We start from the raw sequence: 20,373 nt of genomic DNA, 5'->3' as shown, positions 1-20,373 counted from the left end.
CTAGATATCGACGTTCCGTTTTGAGGGAGCGTTTTGGTGTATTACAACTGGAAGAGAGGAACGGAAAGTATCATGGAACAGTTTACCGCCCTGGTGTCCCAGGCAAGCAACTTTTTGTGGGATTATATCCTTGTGTTTCTGCTGGTAGGCACTGGCATCTTTTTCACCCTGCGGCTGGGATTCATCCAGGTCCGCCGCTTTGGCGAGGGCATGCGCCGTCTGTTCGGCGGGTTCAGCCTGCACGGCAAGGCCGCCGGCAAGGACGGCATGAGCTCCTTCCAGGCACTGTCCACCGCTGTGGCCGCCCAGGTGGGCACCGGCAACATCACCGGCTGTGCCACCGCCCTGGTCAGCGGCGGCCCGGGAGCGCTGTTCTGGGTGTGGGTATCCGCCTTTTTCGGCATGGCCACCATCTACGCCGAGGCCGTACTGGCCCAGACATACAAGACCACCGTGGACGGCCATGTGACCGGCGGTCCCGTCTACTACATCCGCGCCGCCTTCAAGGGGCGTTTCGGCAAGTTTCTGGCCGGGTTCTTCTCGGTGGCCATCGTGCTGGCCCTGGGCTTCATGGGCAATATGGTCCAGTCCAACTCCATCAGTGATGCCTTCCACAACGCTTTCGGCGTGAACAAACTGGTGGTGGGCGTTGTGGTAGCGGCCATTGCGGCGTTCATTTTCCTGGGCGGCGTACAGCGCATTGCCGCTGTCACCGAAAAGCTGGTCCCCATCATGGCCATCTTCTACATTCTGGGCTGTGTGGTCACCCTGCTCATGAACATCACGGCCCTGCCCGGTGCCTTTGCCCAGATCTTCGGCATGGCCTTCCGGCCGCAGTCCATGGCCGGCGGCGTGGCCGGTGTGACGGTACAGCAGGCCATCCGCTACGGTGTGGCCCGCGGGCTTTTCTCCAACGAAGCCGGCCTGGGTTCCACCCCCCACGCCCACGCCATCGCCAAGGTCAAGCATCCCCAGGACCAGGGCGCCATGGCCATCGTCAGCGTGTTCATCGACACCTTCGTGATCCTGACCCTCACCGGTCTGGTGCTCATCACCTCCGGTCTGGTCTCTACAGGCTTGGACGGCACCGCCCTGACCCAGGCAGCCTTTGCCCAGACCTTCGGGCCGTTCGGGCAGGTCTTCATTGCCGTGTGCATGTTCTTCTTCGCCTTCTCCACCATCCTGGGCTGGTACTTCTTCGGACAGGTCAACTTCAAGGCGCTGTTCGGTTCCAAGGCCCTGCCGGTGTACAGTGCCATCGTGGTGCTGTTTGTTCTGGTGGGCTCCACCCTGAAGGTGGACCTGGTGTGGAAACTGGCCGACTTTTTCAACGGTCTCATGGCCATTCCCAACCTGATTGCCCTGCTGGCCCTGTCCGGCGTGGTGGCCTCCATCGCCCGACAAAAGAACAACTGACAGAAATAAAAGCGGCGTGTTTCCTGCCCGGAAGCACGCCGCTTTTTGATTATCGGAAACAGAGCCACAGCACAAGGTAGCATCCCGCGTAAAAGCCGGCTCCCGCCCAGGCCCACCGGGCCGTCGAACCGCCCCGCCGGGGCATGGTTCGCCGCAGGGCCAGGTATATCCCCGCCCCCACCGGCGGCAGCAGAAAGGCCAGCGTATTCAGTCCCAGGTGGGGCAGATCCTGACGGGCCTTGTCCTCCGCGGCCGGCCCGTCCGACTTTTCAGAATTGATTTTCGTTTGTGCTCTCCCCTTTTGTGGTCCATTTTCTCTTTATTGTAGATAATATTTATCTAAAAGTCAATAGACAGAATCTATCTAGCCTATTCTTGTAATAGAAGAAGGCAGGTGGACACAATGACCAATCGCGTACGGGAATTGCGGGAAGATCACGACTACACCCAGCAGCAGTTGGCCGATATGATCGGCATCACCCAGCGCAAATACAGTTATCTGGAGACCGGTACCCAGCCGCTGACCGCCGATTTTCTGGTGGCGCTGGCAAAGATCTACGATGTGAGCATCGACTACATCCTGCTCTGCACCGACACCCCGCGGCGGTACCCGCCCCGTGAGGCCCGCAGATAAGCCTTTGACGAAAGGCAGGTGCAGGGATGAAAGAGTGGGATTTCGTCTGGTTCGGCAAGGGTATCATCGGGGATCTCCACCACAAGCAGGCTTTTGACCGGAGCTTTGCCGCCGGCAGGATGCCAGGGCCTCTTCCCTGCCCCGCACTGCGGCCCCGGCCCAAACCCGTGTGCGGTGCCGGAAACGGGCTGGTGCTTCCTGGAATAGCAGCGGCACTGCTGTTCTTTCTGCTTTTTCCGGGACAGCCGACATACAAACAGCGTGCCCGGGCGGCTGATGCCGCCCGGGCACAACTATGCAAAAAGCCCCTTCCGGCTGCATACACAATCGGAAGGGGCTTTGTTCGTGTTCACTGCTGGCCGCGGCCGGAACCGCGGCAGGTCTTGTGGGTCATAAACCGACAGGACCCGCAACCACGCTTATATCAGTGGGAGGAAGCGATTACAGCTCAGCGAAGTACTTAATGGTGCGGACCATCTGGCTGGTGTAGCTGTTCTCGTTGTCGTACCAGGACACGACCTGAACCTGATAGGTGTCGTCGTCGATCTTGGTGACCATGGTCTGGGTGGCGTCGAACAGGCTGCCGTAACGCATGCCGATGACGTCAGAAGAGACGATCTGGTCTTCGTTGTAGCCGAAGCTCTCGGAAGCAGCAGCTTTCATAGCGGCGTTGATGCTCTCCTTGGTGACGTCCTTGCCCTTGACAACGGCAACCAGGATGGTGGTGGAGCCGGTGGGGACGGGAACGCGCTGAGCGGAGCCGATCAGCTTGCCGTTCAGTTCGGGGATGACCAGGCCGATGGCCTTGGCAGCGCCGGTGGAGTTGGGAACGATGTTCTGAGCACCAGCACGAGCGCGGCGCAGGTCGCCCTTGCGCTGCGGGCCGTCCAGGATCATCTGGTCACCGGTGTAAGCATGAACGGTGGTCATGATGCCGGAGACGATGGGATAGGTCTTGTTCAGGGTGTCGGCCATGGGAGCCAGGCAGTTGGTGGTGCAGGAAGCAGCGGAGATGACCTGATCGTCAGCGGTCAGGGTCTTCTCGTTGACGGAGTAGACGATGGTCTTCAGGTCGTTGCCAGCAGGAGCAGAGATAACGACCTTCTTGGCGCCGGCTTCGATGTGAGCCATGCTCTTGGCCTTGGAGGTGTAGAAACCGGTGCACTCCAGCACGACATCGATGCCCAGTTCGCCCCAGGGGCAATCCTTGGCGTCCTTGATGGCGTAGATGGTGATCTTCTTGCCGTCGACGACGATGTAATCCTCGCCGGCTTCGACGGTGTGCTTGTTCTCACCGATCTTGCCCAGGAAAGAGCCCTGAGCGGTGTCGTACTTCAGCAGGTGAGCCAGCATAGCGGGGCTGGTCAGGTCGTTGATGGCGACGACTTCGTAGCCCTCAGCCTCGAACATCTGACGGAAGGCCAGGCGGCCGATGCGGCCAAAACCATTGATAGCAACTTTAACAGCCATAGTAAAATCCTCCCAAGATTTTATTGATTCGGGACGGCTTGTCCGCCCCACCTTGATGCGGTGACATCACCGCGTTCCGGTATGCTTCTATTGTACTCGATTTGCACAAAAACTGCAAGTCTGTTGTTATTATTTTAACACCGAATTTGAAAAATCATGCTATTTGGTCAAAATCAGGAGGGATTTTTGCCTCTTTTTTCAGCGTTGTGTCCATTCCTGTTCCGCTTCCGTACCGGCATCCGGGGCTTCGGGGTGCCAAAAAACGGTGTGGCAGCATTTTCCGGGCGCACCGGGAAGATTTTCTGCATACAATAGCGCTGTTACTGCTTGCAGGGAAAGGAGGCCGCTACCATGGAACTGCCCAACCGGGAGATCCGGGCACGGCTGGCGGAGCAGGCTGCAGGACGGCGTCTGGGCGGTCTGGACCCGCTGCCTGTGCTCAGCGGGCTGCGGCTGCTGACCACCGCGGAACTGCTCTGCCGCGGCGCCCCGCCCCGCCGGCCCGCCGACGCGGGGGCGGTGCTGGACGCCCTGTGCACCGCCGTACAGGGAAGTGTCCGCCGCCGCAGCGGATGGCTGTATGCCATGGTACCGCCGGGGCGGGAACTGCCCGTGCCGGTGCACGGCAGGCTGCTGCAGGCGGCTGTGCTGTGCACGCTGCGGGGCGCCCTGCGCACCGGCGGCAGCCGTGCGGTGGTGCGCTGCCTGCCCCGGAATGGCGGCATTCTGCTGTGTGTGCAGGGCGGGGCCGCCGCCCTGACCCCCGCAGATACCATCCCGCTGTGGAAGCGTCTGGCCGCCGAGGGCGGCGGGGCCGCGGTCTTCGGTGCGGGACCGGTGTTCACCGCCTCGGTCCGCCTGCCCCTGTGCCCGGGGCTCTGCGCCCCCAGTTCCGGGGCGGAGGAACTTTTGCGGGACCGGTATGCCCTGCCTTATATCTACCTGGGGGAATGGCTGGCCCACCCCTGGGCGTAAGGGTCAGATCCAGCGGCGATTCAGACGTTCCAGGGCCTTGCGGGCTTCCTCGCTGCCCTGGTCCGCCGCCATGCGATACAGGATCTTGGCCCGGATGTGGCTGCGGGGCTCGCCGCCCCAGCCTTTTTCCGCATACAGCCCCATCTTGTACCGGGCTTCCGGCTGTTCCTGGGCGGCCTGCCGGAACCATTGCAGGGCTGCCCGGGGATTCTTCTGGACGCCGAAGCCCCGTTCCATGCACAGGGCCAGACGATACATGGCCCGCGTATCCCCCTGGTCCGCCGCAATGCGGTAGCAGGCCACGGCTTCCGGGCCTTCCTCCTCCCGCTCATGACACAACCCCAGACCGTACTGAGCCCCGGTCAGATCCTGGGCGGCGGACTCCCGGAACCAGCGGTGCGCATCCGGAAGCGAGGGCTCGGTCCCCCGCCCTTCCAGAAAACACCAGCCCAGGCGTTCCTGCGCCGGCGCATATCCCTGTTCGGCCGCCATGGTATACCAATGCACCGCCTGGGCCGGGTCGGCCGGCACACCAATGCCCTCCTCATAGTTGAGGCCCAGATACCACTGCGCCCGCGCGTCCCCCTTCCGGGCAGCCAGAAGATACCAGCGCACCGCTTCTTTGGGGTCGGCTTCCAGGCCGATACCGTTTTCATAACAGACCCCCAGATTGCACGCCCCCTGGCTGCTGCCCTGCATCGCCGCCGCCCGGTACAGGCGCGCCGCCCGCCGGGAGTCCTGCTCCACCCCCTCGCCATTCTCATAGAACCAGCCCAGTCTGCACTGCGCCGGCGCGTAATTCTTTTCCGCCGCACGGTTGTACAGTTCCAGGGCCTTGGACACGCTTTTGGGCACGCCGATGCCGTTCTCATAGAGCCAGCCCAACAGGGTCATGCCCCGGGGGTTCCCCGCCTTGGCCGACTGGGAATAGAGCTTGGCTGCCCGAAAGGGTCTGCGGGGCAGAACGATGCCGTCCTCGTAGTATTTTCCCAGTTCCGCCATCGCCCGGGGTTCCCCGCGCTCGGCAGCGGCCGCATACCAGCGCACCGCTTCTGCCTGGTTGGCCTCGGTGCCGATGCCTTTCTGGCAGCACCGCGCATAGTAATACTCCCCCACAGGGTCCGACAGATCGGCTGCACGCTGGTACCAGAACATGGCCGCACAGTCATTCTGTTCCGTCCCCTTGCCCATCTGGCACCGCAGCCCCATCAGGACCTGCGCTTCGGTATTGCCGCGCTCGGCGGCGGCGGTATACCACCGGGTGGCGGCGGTCTGGTCCTCCTGCAGACCGATGCCCTTGTCATAGCAGCGGCCCAGCGCAAGCTGCGCCCGGTCCAGCCCGCTGTCGGCCGCCTGGTGATAGTACCGGACCGCACGCTGCGGGTCTTTTTTCACGCCCAGGCCCTTCTCGTACAGCTGGCCTAGAGCCAGACGGGCCGGCGCATATCCTGTTCCCGCCGCAAGCCGGTACAGCTGTACCGTCCGGCGGATGTCCTTTTCCACCCCGATGCCCTCGCGGTAGCACACCGCCAGACAGCACTGGGCCCGGGGTTCCTTTTTCAGTGCCGCCATGCCGTACCAGTAAGCGGCAGATTTCTGGTCCGCAGGCACCCCTTTGCCGAACTCATAACACCAGCCCAGATTGCACTGCGCCGGTGCAGACCCCTGCTGCGCCGCCTGCTTGTACAGAAACACCGCGTTTTCCCAGCTCTGGGGCCGTCCTTCCCCCTTTTCATAGCACAGCCCCAGCAGGAACCGCCCGTGGGCGCTGTCCTGCGCCGCCGCCTGCTCAAACAGGGCCGCCGCCTGTTCCGGGTCACGGGGACCGCCCTTGCCATACAGCATCCGGTGCCCCTGCTCGCACAGGCAGTCGGGGTCGCCCTTTTCGGCACCCCGGGCGCAGAAATCATAGGCCTGTTTCCAGTTCCCCGCCCGGTCCGCTTCCCGGCACAGGTACATCCAGCCCCGGGGGGTGATATCGGATTCCTCCACCGGGACAAATCCTTCGTTGCCGCACCGGGGGCAGACTTCCAGGTCCTCCCGCATGGTGACGAATTCACAATCCGGTGCTGTACATTGATAATATTGCATCCCTGAACCTCCCGGTACGCCTTTCGACATTCATTGTATCTTATCAGTATATTCCCTTTTCCCCCTTTTCACAAGGACAAAGCCGTTCTTGCCTGCTCTTTCGGGCGGGGCGGGCGGGTTTTTGTTTGGTTTTGGGCTTTCGCTGTCCTGCGGCAAAAAGTGCGGGGCAAGCAGGCTATACTTCCTGGCACAACCGCATAGGAGGAGGGGTTTTTATCATGCCGATTTTTACCAAAGACAAGGCCCGTGTGCCGGCCGCATCACCGTCCCCCGCCGGGGCGCAGGCCCCGGTCCGGGAGTCCGAAAGCCCGCCAGCGCTGCAGGCCGCACCGGAAAGCCGGTTTCTTTCGGGCGCGCTGCTGTGGCGGCTGGGGACGCTGGGCGCCGGATGCCTGCTGGGGGCCGGCCAGCTCTATGGCACCGCCCCCCTGGGGCTGGCACTGACGGTGGGGTGCCCGCCCGGGTTCGCCCTGCCGGCCATGGCGGGGGCGCTGGCCGGGTCCCTGGCCTTTCAGCCCTTCACTCTGGGGCTGAAACTGGCCGGTGCCCTGGTGGCCGCCGTCGCCGGCCGGTGCGTGGCCGCCCAGCTGGGAAAGAAACAATACATATGGGGCTCTGCCGCCGGCTGTGCCGCCCTGCTGACAGAGCAGCTGACCGTGAGCGCCGTGGGCCCCTCCGCCCCGGGAGACACGGTCCAGGTCCTGGCCACCGCCCTGCTGGCGGCCGGGTTCGGGGCGGCCATCCACGCCCTGCCCCACAGCAAGCCCCGGGGGCTGTGCCTCTGGCTGGCCATGGCAGCGGTCTGCGCGCAGAGGCTGCCCCCCCTGCTGGGAGGCGGCTTTGCCCCCGGGCTGATGCTGGCCGCCGGGGCGGGGCTGTGTACCGCTTTTGCGGGCAGCCTGGAACAGAGCGCCGTGCTGGCCGTGGCCATGGCGGCGGCGGTGACGGCGGCGGCCCCCACCCTGAGTTACGCGGCCCTGGCGGTGGCCCTGGGAACCCTGGGCGCTGCGGTGCTGGCCAACGGGGAACGCTGGCGCTGCGCCGGCATCTTTGCCCTGGGATGCGGAGTGGGCGCCCTGGCCGCCCCCACCCCTGCCGGGGCGCTGTGGCTGTGTGTTTCGGCCGGTGCGGGCATGCTTGGATTTCTGGCCTGCCCGCCCAGTCTGCTGCGGGGGATCTTTCCGCCCCCGGCACCGCCGGTGGTAAGCCAGACCCTGGGCAGTGCCGCCCGTCGGCTGGCCGGGGTGGCCGACAGCCTTTCGGACATTGCGGACACGGTGAACGAGGTCTGTGAACGGCAGCTGCCCCCCAAGGGGGAGACCTACGACTTTGTGGTGGAATACACCGCCCGCCATGTCTGCCAGCAGTGTGAGCGCCGGTCCAGCTGCTGGATCCGGGGGTATTCCACTGCGGTGGACGGGCTGTACAAGCTGCGGGGTGCATTGGACGCCCGGGGGCGTGTGGAATTGGAAGACCTGCCCGGGCAGCTGAGTGTCTGCATCCATCCCAGTGACCTGTGCAGCGCCGTGACCCACGGTTACCGTCTGTGGGTCAGCCGGCGCCAGACCCGGGCCCGGGCCAGTCTGCTGCGGGGGGCTCTGACCGAGCAATACAGCGCCATGGCCTCCGCCCTGGCCCAGATGGCCTCCCGCCTGGGTCAGGCGGGGCTGCCCGATCCCCGCCGGGAGGCCAAGGTGGCCAATCTGTTTTCCACCCTGGGGCTGGAGCCCCTGGAATGCAGTGCCACCAGCGATGTGGCCGGCCGCATCAGCGTGAATGTGACCATCCCCCGCATGAAATTCACCGATGTGGAGCTGCAGGCCCTGGCCCGGGAGGTGGGACGCATCTGCCGCCGGGACTTTGACCTGCCCGATCTGGCCCAGTGCCGCACGGTGAGCATGCTGCGGTTCGGGGAACGGCCGCTGTTCACGCCGGCCTTCGGGCTGGCCAGCCGGCCCGCACCACCGGAAACAGTGAGCGGGGATGCCTGTGACCAGTTCTGCGACCGGGCAGGTCGGGCCCAGATGCTTTTGTGCGACGGCATGGGTACCGGCAAGGCCGCCGCGGTGGATGGCCGGATGGCCGCCAAGCTCACCGCCCAGCTGCTGCGGGCGGGGTTTGCCGCCGAGAGCGCAGCCCGCCTGGTGAACGTGGCCCTGGGCATGAAGTGTGCCGACCAGGAATCCGGCGCCACCCTGGACCTGCTGACGGTGGACCTGTACACCGGACGGGCCGGTCTGTTCAAAGCCGGCGCAGCGCCCAGCTTTCTGGTGCGGGACGGGGTGGCCCGGGTGCTGGAAGCGTCCAGCCTGCCCATGGGGGTGAGCGATTCGGTGGTGGGACGGTCCACCGCCCTGAGTCTGGCCGAGGGAGACATGGTGGTGCTGGTATCCGACGGGGCCCTGTGCGACGGCAGCGACTGGCTGGTGGAGCAGCTGCAGCTGTGCGCCCGACTGGACCATGACCCCGACCAGGTGGCCAAAGCGGTGGCCGACAGCGCCGTGCGCCGGTCCGGGGCCAGACAGGACGACATCACGGTGGCGGTGCTGCGGCTGGACCGTTGAAAGCCGCCTGAGACAAACCACGTTCCAACGCCAAACCGCTCCCACTCTTTGTTTTTATTTACAAAATTTTTATAACTTTGCCAAAAAAACTGTTTAATTTTCTCCAAACATGTGGTAAAGTAGAATCATTCGGGGAACGGGCGCGGCCCGCGGCCCCCATCACATAACGCCGAACGGTCGGAATTTGAGTTGCTGCGTGGGACCGGGTCCGGCGCGAAAAGAGGTTTGAATACGATGGAATACGCCAGCAAGGACATCCGCAACATTCTGGTGGCCGGCCATGCCGGCTGCGGCAAGACCACTTTGGTGGAAGCACTTCTGTATATGAGCGGCGCGACCGAGCGCATGGGCCGTGTGGAAGACGGCACCACCGCCAGCGACTTTGACCCCGAGGAAGCCAAGCGCAAGGCCTCGCTGAATTCCAGCGTGGTGCCGGTGGAGATCGACGGGACCAAGTACAACCTGATCGACGTGCCCGGACTGTTTGACTTTGAATCCGGTGCCTGTGAGGGCATCCGTGCCGCCGAAAGCGTGCTGATCTGTGTGTCCGGCCGTTCCGGCGTCACCGTCGGTGCCGAGAAGGCCTATGCCCTGGCGCTGAAAAACAACAAGGCCCGCATGGTCTTTGTGACCAAGGCCGACCTGGAAAATGCCGATTACTTCAAGATTCTGGAACAGCTGAAGATCAAATTCGGCCCCTCCATCTGCCCCTGCGTGGTGCCCGCCCGTCTGGACGACGGCACCATCGTCTACATCAACCTGTTCAGCCAGAAAGCCTTCAAGTATGAGGGCGGCAAGCAGGTCCAGGTGGACCTGCCGGACATCGGCCACCGGTTCGAGGGCCTGATCCAGGCCATGAACGAGGCCATCGCCGAGACCGACGAGGCCCTGATGGAAAAGTTCTTTGAGGGCGAGGAGTTCACCACCGAGGAGATCGTTTCCGGCATGGCCGCCGGCGTGCGTACCGGCCAGATCACCCCCGTGTTCTGCGGCAGTGCCGTGAACATGCAGGCCATGGACATGCTGGTGTACAACCTGAAGGAGCTGCTGCCCTCCGCCGACGCCGCCGCCCAGGTGGCCGAGGACAAGGACGGCAACCCGGTGGAGATCACGGTGGATGAATCCGCCCCCACCTGCGCCTACGTCTTCAAGACGGTGGCCGACCCCTTTGTGGGCAAGCTGAGCTTCATCAAGGTGCTGGCCGGCAAGCTGAGCGCCACCTCCAACGTCATCAACGCCCGCACCGGACAGCCCGAGCGCCTGGGCAAGACCATGACCGTCTGCGGCAAACGCCAGAGCGACACCCCGGCCATTGCGGCCGGCGACATCGGCGCTGTGGCCAAGCTGACCACCGCCAAGACCGGCGACACCCTGTGCGATCCCGCCCGGGTGGTGAGCCTGCCCGCCCCCGACTATCCCACCGCCTGCTACCGCATGGCCGTCAAGGTGGCCAAGAAGGGCGACGAGGGCAAGGTTTCGGGCGCGCTGAACCGCCTGATGGAAGAAGATCCCTCCATCACCTTCACGGTAGACCCCGAGACCAAGCAGCAGATCATTGCCGGCCTGGGCACCCAGCATCTGGAAGTGGCCGTGGCCAAGCTGAAGAACAAGTTCGGTGTGGAGATCACCCTGGAAGTGCCCCGGGTGCCCTATCGTGAATCCATCCGCAAGACCTGCAAGGCCCAGGGCCGCCACAAGAAGCAGACCGGCGGCCACGGCCAGTTCGGCGACGTGTGGATCCAGTTCGAGCCCTGCGAAGGGGACGACATCCAGTTTGAGGAGAAGGTGTTCGGCGGCAGCGTGCCCAAGAACTTCTTCCCCGCGGTGGAAAAGGGCGTGCGTCAGGCCGCTGCCCACGGCGTGCTGGCCGGATACCCCATGGTGGGCATGAAGGCCACCCTGCTGGACGGCAGCTACCATCCCGTGGACTCCAGCGAAATGGCCTTCATCATGGCCGCCAAGCTGGCGTACAAGGCCGCCATCCCCGAAGCCAGCCCGGTGCTGCTGGAACCCATCGGCACCCTGCAGGTCCATGTCCCGGCGGAGAACACCGGCGACATCATGGGCGAAGTGACCAAGCGCCGCGGCCGCGTGCTGGGCATGAACCCGGACGAGGAAGGCGGCCAGGTGGTGGACGCCGAAGTGCCCATGGCCGAGATGCAGGACTTTACCACCTTCCTGCGGCAGCTGACCCAGGGCCGCGGCCACTACACCTTCACCTTCGTCCGCTATGAGACCCTGCCCCAGATGCTGGAAGGCAAGGTCATCGAGCAGGCCAAGGCGCTGGGCAACATGGCCGACGACGACGCCTGATGGTTCCGATTTTTCCTGATACTCCTTTGCTGAAATAAAGCACCGCCCCCGGTCCTGTACAGGACCGGGGGCGGTGTGTTTTGTTACTGTTTAGCGCAGCAGCGCCGCAGAATTTCCTGTTACCGAATCATCAGCGACAATTCGATTTCCTCCCCATCCTCTGCGCCTGTTTCTGCAAAGCCCTTGCTTTTGTACAAGTTCAGCGCCCGACTGTTCTCTTTGTTACAGGTCAAAGTCACTCGATCGGAAACGCCGAAAGGCTTGTTTTTGATATACGCAAGCACCTTGTCCAGTGCGGACTTTCCATACCCTTTTCCTTGTTCCGCCTGCTCAATCATCATGTGCCATATATCATATTCCGGGATGTCATAATCGTAAATCACCATGACATACCCAACCATCCTGTCGTCTTCATAGATTCCGAACGGCTGGCACTGCTCCCTGTACACATACGCCTGTGCAAGGCTGCGAACAGGGTGTGAAACAAAGCGTTCCTGCTCCGGTGCAAGTTTCAGGGAAAATGCATCCATAAAGTTATCCTCTGTAATTGCTTTAAGATAAATCATAAAATCCTCCATAGATCAGACCAACTTACTCGATTAGCGGTTTTTGTCTGGATATCCAGGAAGAACCAAAGCGCACACCAAAAGCAAATAAAAAAAGCCGTGGCTGACAAACCACGGCACAAGAAATCCCATGAAAAACTTATAGTGCAACCGAGGTCCTCCAAAGATATTCAGCTGTCCCATTGATTTTGCTGTTTTTCATAATGAAGCACCTCGCTTTCTATCAAATTTTATATCATCATAAACCCTATCACTGACAATGTCAATAACAAGTTTATGATTCTTGCTATATGTCGCACAAGCCGAGAGCCGGGGAGGCACCTTACCCCTCCACCCCTGCCAGATACTCCTGGGCAAAGTGCACGGCCACGGCGCCGTCGGCGGTGGCGGTGACCACCTGGCGCACTGCCTTGGCGCGGGCATCGCCCACCGCAAAGACACCGGGCAGGTTGGTGCGGGTGGTCTCATCGGCGGCAAAATACCCGGCAGCGTCGCAGGTCACCTGCTCCCGGAAGAGCTGGGTGTCCGGCACACGGCCGATGGCCGCAAACACGCCGTCACAGGCCAGCTCCCGGATGGCGCCGGTATGCACATCCTCCACCTTCAGGGCGCACAGACGGCCGTCCTCCCCCTGGACCAGTTCTGCCGGACGGGCGTTCCAGACGATCTCCACCCCGCTGTTTTCCAGGGCGCGGACGTTGGGCGCCGGAGCGCGCAGGGTATCCCGGCGATGCACCAGGTATACCTTCTGGCACAGCTTGGCCAGATGCAGGGCATCTCCCACCGCCGTGTTGCCGCCGCCCACGACCACCACCGTCTTGCCCCGGTAGAGCATGCCGTCACAGGCGGCGCAGTAGCCCATGCCCCGGCCGATGAGTTCCTTTTCGTTGGGCAGGCCCAGGGGACGGGGGGAAGCCCCGGGAGCCAGCACCACCGTGCGGGCCAGCACTTCCCCGTCGTCGGTCTGCAGATGCTTGACCGCACCGGTGAGGTCGGCGCCGGTCAGCTGGGCATAGCGGAACTCCGCCCCCGCCCGCTCGGCACCCTGGCACATCAGGTCCCCCAGGGAATACCCGTCCAGACCTTCCGGGAAACCGGGATAGTTCTCGATGAGGGGGGAATCGGCCATCTGGCCGCCCGCCGCCAGCTTTTCCAGCACAATGGTCCTGAGACCCGCCCGGGCCCCGTACAAAGCGGCGGTGCAGCCGCCCGGGCCGCCGCCTACCACAGCCATATCATAGATCATTTCACTCATGGTTTTGTTCTCCTTGCCGGCTGCCCGTTGCACCGGGCGGCCTTTTCCACAATATACCATATATAGGGTCCCTTGTCGAGAGTTTGCCCAATTTCCGGCATTCTCTTCCGGGCTGGCAAAAGAAAACCCTCCGTGTTGTCCGTCACGGAGGGTTTTTGCCGGGGATGGTTGGGGGACTTCCCCGGCCACACAGAAAAAGAAGCGCGTCATTGCGGGAATGTCAGGATTGGTCGGGTTCCAGATTGAACCAGCTGCAGATGGCCTCATAATAGAGTCGGGCCGCCCGCTGGCAGCCGTCCTCGTCCGCCAGCAGGTCCACGTCGGCGCTGTTGGTGAGGAAGCACTGTTCCGACAGCACCGCCGGACACTGGGCGTATTCCAGTACGCCGAAGGTGGGGTCATCGTGGACGGTGGTATCGTCGGATTCGTAGAGCAGCTTTTCGTTGTCGTCGCCGTAATATAAGTACCGCACGCCGTCCAGTCCCCGGAGCCGCTGGCCCAGATTGCCGAAGCCTTCGGTAAGGCAGCGGGCAAAGCGCAGGCTCTCCTCATGGTTGGCGTCGCCCGGGGGAATGGCATAGCATTCGTACCCGGACGTGCCTGCGCTGGAATCGGAATTGCCATGGATGGACAGCAGCAGCTGGGCCCCCTGGGCGGCGGCCCGCTGGGCACGCTCGCTGGGCTTGATGCGGGCACAGTCCGGGTTCTGGCTCTCCTCCTCGGTGATGGTCAGGTAGGGGCTGAACCGGCCGTCCGCCTCCAGCAGGTCGGCCAGCTCATTGGCGGTGCGCCAGGTCATCTCATATTCCCCGAATCCGGGGCCTTCCGACCCACGGTCCACCCCGCCGTGTCCCGGATCAATGGCCACCACCGGCAGCTGTTCCGCCGGGGCGGTCACCGCCTTGGCGGCTGCCGGTTCATCCACAGGCAGCTGTTCCGGTTCCGCTGCGAAAATCCGTTCCACGCAGGGCACCAGGAAAAGCACCACCGCAGCCACCACACACGCCAGAGCCGCCAGGATGCCCAGGCGGACCAGACGTCTGGCCCGACGGCGGCGACGGCGCAGGGCATACCAGTCCCGGGAATGCCGTGTATCCCGTCCGGCACGCACCGCTCCCGCCATGTTGGGGCTGCGGCGGGCCTGTGCCGGCTGCGGCCGGCGGTACTGGATCTTGCTCGCCTGACTCATGGATTCCTGCCGGGACATGTGTGTCACCTCTTTTGTACTTCCTGGACCGTTTGTGCGGGTATGACCCGCGGTGTAATTGGTAGTATAAGGCAGGTTTGTGTCCGACTTGTTTCCGGATCGGACAAATTTCTGCGCCCTTTCCTTTATTCAGTGGGGTTTCGGGGGGTAAATGTTACACATGCTGCCTTCTTTTTTTGCTTGCACCCTTTATGACGTTCCTCGAAGCCGAAAAGTCTCACCCTGCCCGAAAAAAAGAGCCGGTGCAGAAGCACCGGCTCTTTGCCGTATATCCGGGTGGTCAGAGGGTAGGCGCATACACGCAGCTGACATTCTTGCCCTTGTGTTTGGCCGCATACAGGGCCTCGTCCGCCCGCTGGAACAGGCCGCGCACCGTATCATCCGGCTGTTTGGAGGCGATCCCGATGGAGATGTGCACCGGCCGGCCGATGGTGGCGCCCGCACCGCCGTTGATCTTGCCGATGATACGCTGGGCAATGCGCTCGGCGATCTCATCGGTGGTCACGCCCGGGCAGAGCACGGCGAACTCGTCACCGCCCACGCGGCCCAGCACGTCCACACGGCGGGTGGCTTCGTGGAGGAGCCGCCCCACCTGTTTGAGGACTTCGTCCCCGGCCAGATGACCGAAGGTATCGTTGATCTGTTTGAAATCGTCCAGATCCAGCACCATCAGGTAGAGTGCCCCCTCCTTCAGCCGGGATTCGCACTGCTCAAAGAAGGCACGGTGGTTATACAGGCCGGTCACCGGATCGGTGTTGGCCAGCTCGGTCATGCGGGCTGCCAGCCGCTGGGTCTCCCGGATCTTCTCGCTGAGGGTCTTGGGGTAAAATTCTCCGTAGGCCTGTTCCTTGTAGGGGACCGACTGGTGAATATGTACGATCTTCCAGTCCTCGCCCCGTCTGGCGTAGACCACGCTGAACCGGATGTCCATATCCATGCCGGCGTCATCCTGGCCGTTCCGGACATGGAAGCCGCCGTAGACCAGGTGGGTATCCGGGCTCAAAGCACTCTCCTGGTACCACTCATCCAGCAAGACAAAGGTGATCTGCTCGGTCTGGGCGCATTCCTCGTCCAGTGCCTGCAACAGCATTTCACCGGAGGTGTAGAATTCATGTTTGCCCGTACCGATCACCACACAAGCCGGGTCGATCATGGGGTACAGGCGGGAGAAGTCCTCCTTGGTGCGGTGGAACACATAGATATGCCACAGTTGTCGGGTCATCCCGCAGAAATCTGTCATGTGCGGTTGCTCCTCTGCCAAAAAATCAATAGTTCTTTTTTATTATGGTGGATATGCCGGACGATGTCAAGCTGAGAAAGGGCGGTTTCACACAAAAAAACGGACCTGCTCTTTCCGGAAAGAGCAGGTCCTGCTGTTACTTTTTCACTGTACGGTCAGCGGCTGACGCCGAAGGCGCCAAAGCCCGGATAGACCGCCGAAGCGCCCAGCTGTTCCTCGATGCGCAGCAGCCGGTTGTACTTGGCCACCCGCTCGCTGCGGCTGGGGGCGCCGGTCTTGATCTGGCAGGTGTTCAGGGCCACGGCCAGGTCGGCGATGGTGGTGTCCTCGGTCTCGCCGGAACGGTGGGAGGAGATGGCGGTGTAGCCGGCCTTGTGGGCCATCTTGATGGCTTCCAGGGTCTCGGACACCGAGCCGATCTGGTTGAGCTTGATGAGGATGGAGTTGCCGCATCCCAGCGCAATGCCCTTGGCCAGACGCTCGGTGTTGGTGACAAAGAGGTCGTCCCCCACCAGCTGGACCCTGCCGCCCAGTTCTTTGGTCAGCAGCTGCCAGCCTTCCCAGTCTTCCTCGTCCAGGCCGTCCTCCAGGGACCAGATGGGATACTTTTCGGTCAGGTCCTTCCAGTGGGCCACCAGCTCGGCGGAGGTATAGGTCTTGCCGCACTTGGGCAGCTTGTACTCGCCCTTGGTGCCGCTCTTCCACTCACTGGCGGCGGCATCCATGGCCAGCACAAAGTCCTTGCCGGGGGTGTAGCCCGCCTGTTCGATGGCTTCCAGAATGACCTGGATGGCTTCCTCATCGCTGGCCAGGTCGGGGGCAAAGCCGCCCTCATCCCCCACGGCGGTGGCCAGCCCCCGGCTCTTGAGCAGGGCCTGCAGGGCGTGGAAGACCTCGGTGCAGGCGCGCAGCCCCTCCGAAAAAGAGGGCAGCCCGACGGGCATGATCATGAATTCCTGCACGTCCACCGTGTTGGCCGCGTGGGCGCCGCCGTTGAGGATGTTCATCATGGGCACCGGCAGCCGGTTGGCGTTGACACCGCCCAGGAAGCGGTAGAGGGGGATATCCAGCGCCGCGGCGGCGGCCCGGGCGCTGGCGATGGACACAGCCAGGATGGCGTTGGCCCCCAGGCTGGATTTGTCCTTGGTGCCGTCGGCGGCGATCATGGCCGCGTCGATGGCATAGATATCCGAAGCGTCCATGCCGGCGAGGGCGTCGTTGATGACGGTGTTGATGTTCTCCACCGCCCTGGTCACCCCCTTGCCGCCGTAGCGGGACTTGTCCCCGTCCCGCAGTTCCAGGGCCTCAAACTCGCCGGTGGAGGCGCCGCTGGGTGCCGCGCCCCGGCCCACGGTGCCGTCGGCCAGCCAGACTTCCGCCTCCACGGTGGGATTGCCCCGGGAGTCGATGATCTGGCGGCCCAGGACCTTTTCTATACTGAGGTGTTTCATTGGTGTACCTTCCTTTCCAGAACGCCCGCCTGTTGTTGCAGGTGAGCGATAGCGCTTATTAGTTAGTTATATCTAACTAACCGCAGTATACCCGATCTTTCCGCAGGATGCAACCCCTGCACGGAAATTCTGGGCGGGAAGGGGTGGGTTTATACGGAAGGGCCTATACCATTTTGGCAAAACAGCGGCCCGCCGGGAAAATTCCCGGCGGGCCGCCGCATGATTACCACAAGATTCAGAACAGGAAGAAGAGCACCACATGGGACAAGGGGGCCGCCAGAGCCATCATGATCACCGCAAACAGGGTGATCTCGGTATACCGCAGTCGGGCCGCGCCCGCCGGCAGGGCCGGGGTCTCCTCATCCGGCCGGGGGGTGCCCAGCACCCACAGCAGGGCGAAGAGGACCATCACCAGGGGGAAGAGCATGGACACCCGGATGGACACCACCGCCTGCACCAGGTAGCTGCACAGAGCCAGCAGCACCGGGGCCGCACCGGGGCGGTTCCAGGCCCGGAAGCCCCGGCGCAGATGCACCGCCACAAAGCCCACCCAGGCCGCCAGACCCAGGATACCGGTGGTGAGCAGCTGCTCCAGGTACTCGTTGTGGGCGGCGTAGAAGGTATTCATCCGGTCGGTGAGGCTGTCCCCTGCCCAGGCCACCATGGCCTTGTGCATGGTGCCGGGGCCGTACCCCAGCAGCAGACGCCACCAGGGTGCGCTGCTCCAGGTGCCCCAGGCAGCCCGCCAGCCGGTGCCGCGGTAGGTGCCCCAGTCATCGTTGAAGACCAGGAAGTTGTCCAGCTTGCCCAGGGCCGGGAACCCGTCCCACAGATTGGCCAGCAGGAACAGCACCGCCACCGCTGCCACGCAGACGGCGGTCATGATCCGGCCCACCAGGCACAGGCTGCGTTCCGCCTTGCCCCGCCGGGCCCGCCAATAGAGCAGCCCCCACACGGCGGCGCAGAACACGATCCCCGGAATGGCCAGTTCCGGGTCACCGAAATGGGACAGCAGGGACCGGCCGCCCTGGGTGTAGACGGTGGCCCGCATATGGTGCATCCAGGCCGCCCAGGCGAAGAAAGCCAGACCGATGAGGGCACCCCGGCGTACCATGCGGGTGTCAAAGTTTTTGTGGCAGACCAGCACCATGGCCGAGGCCACCACACCCAGGGTCAGGGCTTCGGCGTCCACCACCGCCAGGGCCAGTCCGCCGAAGACCATGGGGATCCCGTAGGCGATATTCTGGGCGCGGCCTTTGGCGGTGAGCCATGCGTAAAAGACAATGGGCAGCACGATGGCAAAGAATCCGGCGTTGAAGTCCTTCTGCCCCAGGGTGGAGAAGAACTGGGCCCGCTCCACCACCGCCGTATCCCGGTACGCACCGATGAGGTCGATGTTGAAGATATTGAGCACATACAGCACCGTGACGATGGAAGCCGTGACCCCCACCCCGAAAAAGAGGAAGTTCATATCCCCCGTCGGGGCAAAAGCCCGGACGCAGAGATACGCCAGGGCCGTGATGACCACCAGGGCGAAGCCGCCGTAGTAGCCGCCCAGCCCCCACAGGGAGGAGACCGGCGCAATGGAGGTCACCGTGGACAAAAGACCGGTGAGGGCGAAGGCGCCCAGCCAGAGAGTGCCGGTATCCCGTCTGGCAAAGCGGCCGGCCGGGACCTTGCCGCCGATGAGCAGGCAGGCCCCCAGGGCGGCGGCGAAGAGCAGGATCAGGGTGAAGCCGCCGGAAAACTTGGTCAGACCCAGGTTGGAGAACCGGTCGATATACAAAGGAAAGATGCACAGCACCGCCGTGAGCAGGGCGGTGGCGGTGGATGCCGTCATCCGGGCCAGATCCTGCTGCTGACGCTGTCGGGCAGATTGGGTATGCTTGGGCATGAAAACAAAAGACCTCCTGAGAGTGAAATGACAAAAAAGAAGGCGGCCGCCGGACTGTGTCCGGGGTCACCTAGCTATTTTACCTTCCTGTGCCTTTTTTTGCAACCGTTGTACCATTTTGACACAAAGGTTTTACAAGTGCGAAGCAGACCAGCCCCGCGGCGGCGCTGAGCCCCGCCGCCCAATGTCGTGCTCCCATGGGCAGCAGCTGGCTGCCCGCGTAGCTGAGCAGGCTGCCGGCGCTCATGCCCAGGGCCAGGAAACCGTAATTCACCCCCGCATGGCGCAGCCCGAACAGGTCGGTGTTCAGGGATGGCTGCACCGCCGCCCCGCCGGAGTAGAAGAAGGTCAGCAGGGCGTAGGCGGCGGCCACCCACCAGTTCTGCGCCAGGGCGAAGAAGGCCGAACCGATGCCCAGCCCCGCGTACACCCCGTACAGCACCGGCTTGCGTCCCGCCTTGTCGCTGAGGGCCGGACAGGCCAGCCGGCCTGCCGCGGAAGCCGCCGCCCCGATGACCACACACAGCGGGGCCAGGTTTTCCGCCATGCCCCGGTCGGCGGCGATCTGTAAAAGGTCCGGGCTGAAGAGCAGCACCGGCGGCGCCGCCAGCGCCACCCCCGCCACGCAGAGCTTGTACTGCGCCGTGCGCACCATGGCTTTGGGGGGCAGGTCGGCGGCGGTGCCCGCCGGGGCGCCGGGTTTGGGGGGCGGGTTTTTCAGCACCGCCGCCCCCGCCCCGCAGACGGTGAGGATCACCGCCCCCAGGGCACCGAAGCAGGCCCGCATGCCGAATTTTCCCCCGATGCCCCGCACGAACAGGGTGAGGAAGGCCCCCGAAAGTCCCATGGCCGCCCCGGTGACCCCGGTGGCCAGACCTTTGCGGTCGGCGTACCATTTCTGGGCACAGGCCAGCACCGCCGGGGCCAGAAAGGCGCTGCCCACCCCCGCCGGCACGCTGTAGGCCAGCAGAAACAAAGGGGCGTTGCCCGCCGGGGCCGCCGCCGCCAGCAAAAAGCCACCGCCCATAAGCAGGGTACCCCAGCCCGCGGCAAACCGGGGGCCCCGGGCGTCCTGCAGCAGGCCGCCGATGGCACACCCCACCCCGTAACCCGCCACCAGCACCGCAAAGACCATGCTGGCCTGGGCCCGGGTAAAGGCGTATTCCTCCATGACCGGGCGCTGGAACACCCCCCACGCCGCCGGGATGCCGGTGAGCAGCTGCACCGCCGCCCCCGCCGCCAGAATCTGCGGCGCGCCTTTCTTCTGCTTCACAGTTCCGCCCCCTTTGTCTCCTTT

The 20,373-nt window shown here is 63.5% G+C and carries 14 protein-coding genes; 5 read left to right on the top strand and 9 right to left on the bottom strand.

What is annotated here, in order from left to right:
- The first annotated feature begins 72 nt into the window (after positions 1–72).
- Together AC127K_RS09740 and AC127K_RS09735 are read left to right on the top strand one after the other, a co-directional pair.
- On the top strand, positions 73–1,416 hold the full coding sequence (locus AC127K_RS09740) for an alanine/glycine:cation symporter family protein (RefSeq protein WP_483720431.1): 1,344 nt from the start codon (positions 73–75) through the stop codon (positions 1,414–1,416).
- A gap of 403 nt (positions 1,417–1,819) precedes the next feature.
- Positions 1,820–2,050: a helix-turn-helix transcriptional regulator gene (locus tag AC127K_RS09735; protein WP_294542564.1), complete on the top strand. Its 231-nt coding sequence runs from the start codon at positions 1,820–1,822 to the stop codon at positions 2,048–2,050.
- A 441-nt stretch (positions 2,051–2,491) separates the two neighbouring features.
- On the opposite strand, the gene gap is transcribed toward AC127K_RS09735, so the two are convergent.
- The gene (gene gap, locus AC127K_RS09730) at positions 2,492–3,520 is read right to left on the bottom strand and encodes a type I glyceraldehyde-3-phosphate dehydrogenase (RefSeq protein WP_483720430.1); all 1,029 of its coding nucleotides are present in this window, start codon (positions 3,518–3,520) and stop codon (positions 2,492–2,494) included.
- A gap of 351 nt (positions 3,521–3,871) precedes the next feature.
- Here gap and AC127K_RS09725 point away from each other — a divergent pair, with 351 nt between their 5' ends.
- A complete protein-coding gene (locus AC127K_RS09725; RefSeq protein WP_483720429.1) occupies positions 3,872–4,495 on the top strand; it encodes a hypothetical protein in 624 nt (207 codons plus the stop codon).
- A gap of 3 nt (positions 4,496–4,498) precedes the next feature.
- On the opposite strand, the gene AC127K_RS09720 is transcribed toward AC127K_RS09725, so the two are convergent.
- A complete protein-coding gene (locus AC127K_RS09720) occupies positions 4,499–6,586 on the bottom strand; it encodes a tetratricopeptide repeat protein (RefSeq protein WP_483720428.1) in 2,088 nt (695 codons plus the stop codon).
- Between the two features lie 218 nt (positions 6,587–6,804).
- On the opposite strand from AC127K_RS09720, the gene AC127K_RS09715 reads away from it, so the two are divergent.
- Positions 6,805–9,150, top strand: coding sequence for a SpoIIE family protein phosphatase (locus AC127K_RS09715; protein WP_483720427.1), 2,346 nt, complete (start codon positions 6,805–6,807; stop codon positions 9,148–9,150).
- A 234-nt stretch (positions 9,151–9,384) separates the two neighbouring features.
- Positions 9,385–11,463, top strand: a complete 2,079-nt coding sequence (locus tag AC127K_RS09710; protein ID WP_294542359.1) for an elongation factor G — start codon at positions 9,385–9,387, stop codon at positions 11,461–11,463.
- Between the two features lie 119 nt (positions 11,464–11,582).
- Here the strand turns inward: AC127K_RS09710 and AC127K_RS09705 are convergent, their stop codons facing one another.
- The 7 genes from AC127K_RS09705 to AC127K_RS09675 form a co-directional block, all read right to left on the bottom strand.
- Positions 11,583–12,029: a GNAT family N-acetyltransferase gene (locus AC127K_RS09705; RefSeq protein ID WP_483720426.1), complete on the bottom strand. Its 447-nt coding sequence runs from the start codon at positions 12,027–12,029 to the stop codon at positions 11,583–11,585.
- Positions 12,030–12,351: 322 nt separating this feature from the next.
- Positions 12,352–13,284 (bottom strand): NAD(P)/FAD-dependent oxidoreductase, encoded by a 933-nt coding sequence (locus tag AC127K_RS09700; RefSeq protein ID WP_483720424.1) that lies wholly within the window; start codon positions 13,282–13,284, stop codon positions 12,352–12,354.
- A 220-nt stretch (positions 13,285–13,504) separates the two neighbouring features.
- Complete coding sequence (locus AC127K_RS09695) at positions 13,505–14,491, bottom strand: N-acetylmuramoyl-L-alanine amidase family protein (RefSeq protein ID WP_483720422.1); 987 nt, start codon at positions 14,489–14,491, stop codon at positions 13,505–13,507.
- A 280-nt stretch (positions 14,492–14,771) separates the two neighbouring features.
- Positions 14,772–15,731 carry a diguanylate cyclase domain-containing protein gene (locus tag AC127K_RS09690; protein ID WP_483720420.1) on the bottom strand — a complete coding sequence of 320 codons (960 nt, stop codon included), beginning with the start codon at positions 15,729–15,731 and terminating at the stop codon, positions 14,772–14,774.
- Positions 15,732–15,886: 155 nt separating this feature from the next.
- Positions 15,887–17,182, bottom strand: a complete 1,296-nt coding sequence (gene eno / locus AC127K_RS09685; RefSeq protein WP_294541788.1) for a phosphopyruvate hydratase — start codon at positions 17,180–17,182, stop codon at positions 15,887–15,889.
- Between the two features lie 235 nt (positions 17,183–17,417).
- The gene (locus tag AC127K_RS09680; RefSeq protein ID WP_483720419.1) at positions 17,418–19,076 is read right to left on the bottom strand and encodes an O-antigen ligase family protein; all 1,659 of its coding nucleotides are present in this window, start codon (positions 19,074–19,076) and stop codon (positions 17,418–17,420) included.
- Positions 19,077–19,155: 79 nt separating this feature from the next.
- The gene (locus AC127K_RS09675; RefSeq protein WP_483720418.1) at positions 19,156–20,349 is read right to left on the bottom strand and encodes an MFS transporter; all 1,194 of its coding nucleotides are present in this window, start codon (positions 20,347–20,349) and stop codon (positions 19,156–19,158) included.
- Between the last annotated feature and the right edge of the window lie 24 nt (positions 20,350–20,373).

The organism is Subdoligranulum sp. DSM 23681, assembly GCF_057005535.1.
Note: the sequence above shows the minus strand (reverse complement) of the source record. Positions and strands in the feature narration are given on the sequence as shown.